The 3314-nt window shown below is 51.3% G+C and carries 2 rRNA genes; both read right to left on the reverse strand.

Features of this window, described 5'->3' with window-relative positions:
- Positions 1-25: 25 nt before the first annotated feature.
- A 5S ribosomal RNA gene (gene rrf, locus BJQ17_RS29335) occupies positions 26-141 on the reverse strand.
- A gap of 131 nt (positions 142-272) precedes the next feature.
- Positions 273-3165 (reverse strand): 23S ribosomal RNA (locus BJQ17_RS29340).
- Between the last annotated feature and the right edge of the window lie 149 nt (positions 3166-3314).

Consider the following 3314-nt stretch of genomic DNA (forward strand, 5'->3'; position numbering starts at 1 on the left):
GCAGATAGGGGTTTTGCGAAATGAATCTTGACGATGACCTACTCTCACATGGGGAAACCCCACACTACCATCGGCGATGCATCGTTTCACTACTGAGTTCGGGATGGGATCAGGTGGTTCCAATGCTCTATGGTCGTCAAGAAATTCTGTTGCCAGAATGTCCAGATGGACAGCCCAGCGAATCCGGATATGCGATATTTGTGGTCTTACGAATTTTCGGGTCTTTCGTCTTCACCACCGCAATCTGCGTCAGCAAATTGCTTGGGTGTTATATGGTCAAGCCTCACGGGCAATTAGTATTGGTTAGCTCAACGCCTCACAGCGCTTACACACCCAACCTATCAACGTCGTAGTCTTCGACGGCCCTTTAGGGGATTCAAGATCCCAGTGAGATCTCATCTTGAGGCAAGTTTCCCGCTTAGATGCTTTCAGCGGTTATCTCTTCCGAACATAGCTACCCGGCAATGCCACTGGCGTGACAACCGGAACACCAGAGGTTCGTCCACTCCGGTCCTCTCGTACTAGGAGCAGCCCCTCTCAAATCTCAAACGTCCACGGCAGATAGGGACCGAACTGTCTCACGACGTTCTAAACCCAGCTCGCGTACCACTTTAAATGGCGAACAGCCATACCCTTGGGACCGGCTTCAGCCCCAGGATGTGATGAGCCGACATCGAGGTGCCAAACACCGCCGTCGATATGAACTCTTGGGCGGTATCAGCCTGTTATCCCCGGAGTACCTTTTATCCGTTGAGCGATGGCCCTTCCATACAGAACCACCGGATCACTAAGACCTACTTTCGTACCTGCTCGACGTGTTTGTCTCGCAGTCAAGCGCGCTTTTGCCTTTATACTCTACGACCGATTTCCGACCGGTCTGAGCGCACCTTCGTACTCCTCCGTTACTCTTTGGGAGGAGACCGCCCCAGTCAAACTACCCACCATACACTGTCCTCGATCCGGATAACGGACCTGAGTTAGAACCTCAAAGTTGCCAGGGTGGTATTTCAAGGATGGCTCCATGAGAACTGGCGTCCCCACTTCAAAGCCTCCCACCTATCCTACACAAGCAAATTCAAAGTCCAGTGCAAAGCTATAGTAAAGGTTCACGGGGTCTTTCCGTCTAGCCGCGGATACACTGCATCTTCACAGCGATTTCAATTTCACTGAGTCTCGGGTGGAGACAGCGCCGCCATCGTTACGCCATTCGTGCAGGTCGGAACTTACCCGACAAGGAATTTCGCTACCTTAGGACCGTTATAGTTACGGCCGCCGTTTACCGGGGCTTCGATCAAGAGCTTCGCTTGCGCTAACCCCATCAATTAACCTTCCGGCACCGGGCAGGCGTCACACCCTATACGTCCACTTTCGTGTTTGCAGAGTGCTGTGTTTTTAATAAACAGTCGCAGCGGCCTGGTATCTTCGACCGGCATGGGCTTACGGAGCAAGTCCTTAACCCTCGCCGGCGCACCTTCTCCCGAAGTTACGGTGCCATTTTGCCTAGTTCCTTCACCCGAGTTCTCTCAAGCGCCTTGGTATTCTCTACCTAACCACCTGTGTCGGTTTGGGGTACGGTTCCCAGTTATCTGAAGCTTAGGAGCTTTTCTTGGAAGCATGGTATCAACCACTTCGTCGCCTAAAGGCAACTCGTCATCAGCTCTCGGCCTTGAAATCCCGGATTTGCCTAAGATTTCAGCCTACCACCTTAAACCTGGACAACCAACGCCAGGCTGGCCTAACCTTCTCCGTCCCTCCATCGCAATAACTGGAAGTACAGGAATATTAACCTGTTTTCCATCGACTACGCTTTTCAGCCTCGCCTTAGGGACCGACTAACCCTGCGTCGATTAACGTTGCGCAGGAAACCTTGGTCTTTCGGCGTGCGAGTTTTTCACTCGCATTGTCGTTACTCATGTCAGCATTCGCACTTCTGATACCTCCAGCAAGCTTCTCAACTCACCTTCACAGGCTTACAGAACGCTCCTCTACCGCATCATCGTAAGATGATACCCGTAGCTTCGGTGCATGGTTTGAGCCCCGTTACATCTTCCGCGCAGGCCGACTCGACTAGTGAGCTATTACGCTTTCTTTAAAGGGTGGCTGCTTCTAAGCCAACCTCCTAGCTGTCTAAGCCTTCCCACATCGTTTCCCACTTAACCATGACTTTGGGACCTTAGCTGACGGTCTGGGTTGTTTCCCTTTTCACGACGGACGTTAGCACCCGCCGTGTGTCTCCCATGCTCGGCACTTGTAGGTATTCGGAGTTTGCATCGGTTTGGTAAGTCGGGATGACCCCCTAGCCGAAACAGTGCTCTACCCCCTACAGTGATACATGAGGCGCTACCTAAATAGCTTTCGAGGAGAACCAGCTATCTCCGAGCTTGATTAGCCTTTCACTCCGATCCACAGGTCATCCGCTAACTTTTCAACGGTAGTCGGTTCGGTCCTCCAGTCAGTGTTACCTAACCTTCAACCTGCCCATGGATAGATCGCCCGGTTTCGGGTCTATACCCAGCGACTAAACGCCCTATTAAGACTCGCTTTCGCTACGCCTCCCCTATTCGGTTAAGCTCGCCACTGAATATAAGTCGCTGACCCATTATACAAAAGGTACGCAGTCACCTAACAAAGTAGGCTCCCACTGCTTGTACGCATACGGTTTCAGGTTCTATTTCACTCCCCTCTCCGGGGTTCTTTTCGCCTTTCCCTCACGGTACTGGTTCACTATCGGTCAGTCAGTAGTATTTAGCCTTGGAGGATGGTCCCCCCATATTCAGACAAAGTTTCTCGTGCTCCGTCCTACTCGATTTCATTGATAAGAGATTTTCGTGTACGGGGCTATCACCCACTATGGCCGCACTTTCCAGAGCGTTCCACTAATCTCAAACCAACTTAAGGGCTGGTCCCCGTTCGCTCGCCACTACTAAGGGAATCTCGGTTGATTTCTTTTCCTCAGGGTACTTAGATGTTTCAGTTCCCCTGGTTCGCCTCTTGCACCTATGTATTCAGTACAAGATAACCAGCTTATGCTGGCTGGGTTCCCCCATTCAGAGATCTCTGGATCACAGTCTGTTTGCCGACTCCCCAAAGCTTATCGCAGGCTACCACGTCTTTCATCGCCTCTGACTGCCAAGGCATCCACCGTATGCGCTTCTTCACTTGACCATATAACCCCAAGCAATCTGGTTATACTGTGAAGACGACATTCGCCGAAAATTCGTACGTTGCTCTTTCGAGCAGAACTCACAAATTTTACCTTAGCCTGATCCACCAGCAGTGAAACTGGTGTTCAGTCTATATCTATCACATATCCG

It is taken from the genome of Pseudomonas sp. NBRC 111139 (assembly GCF_001753955.1).
GTDB classification, from domain to species: domain Bacteria; phylum Pseudomonadota; class Gammaproteobacteria; order Pseudomonadales; family Pseudomonadaceae; genus Aquipseudomonas; species Aquipseudomonas alloputida.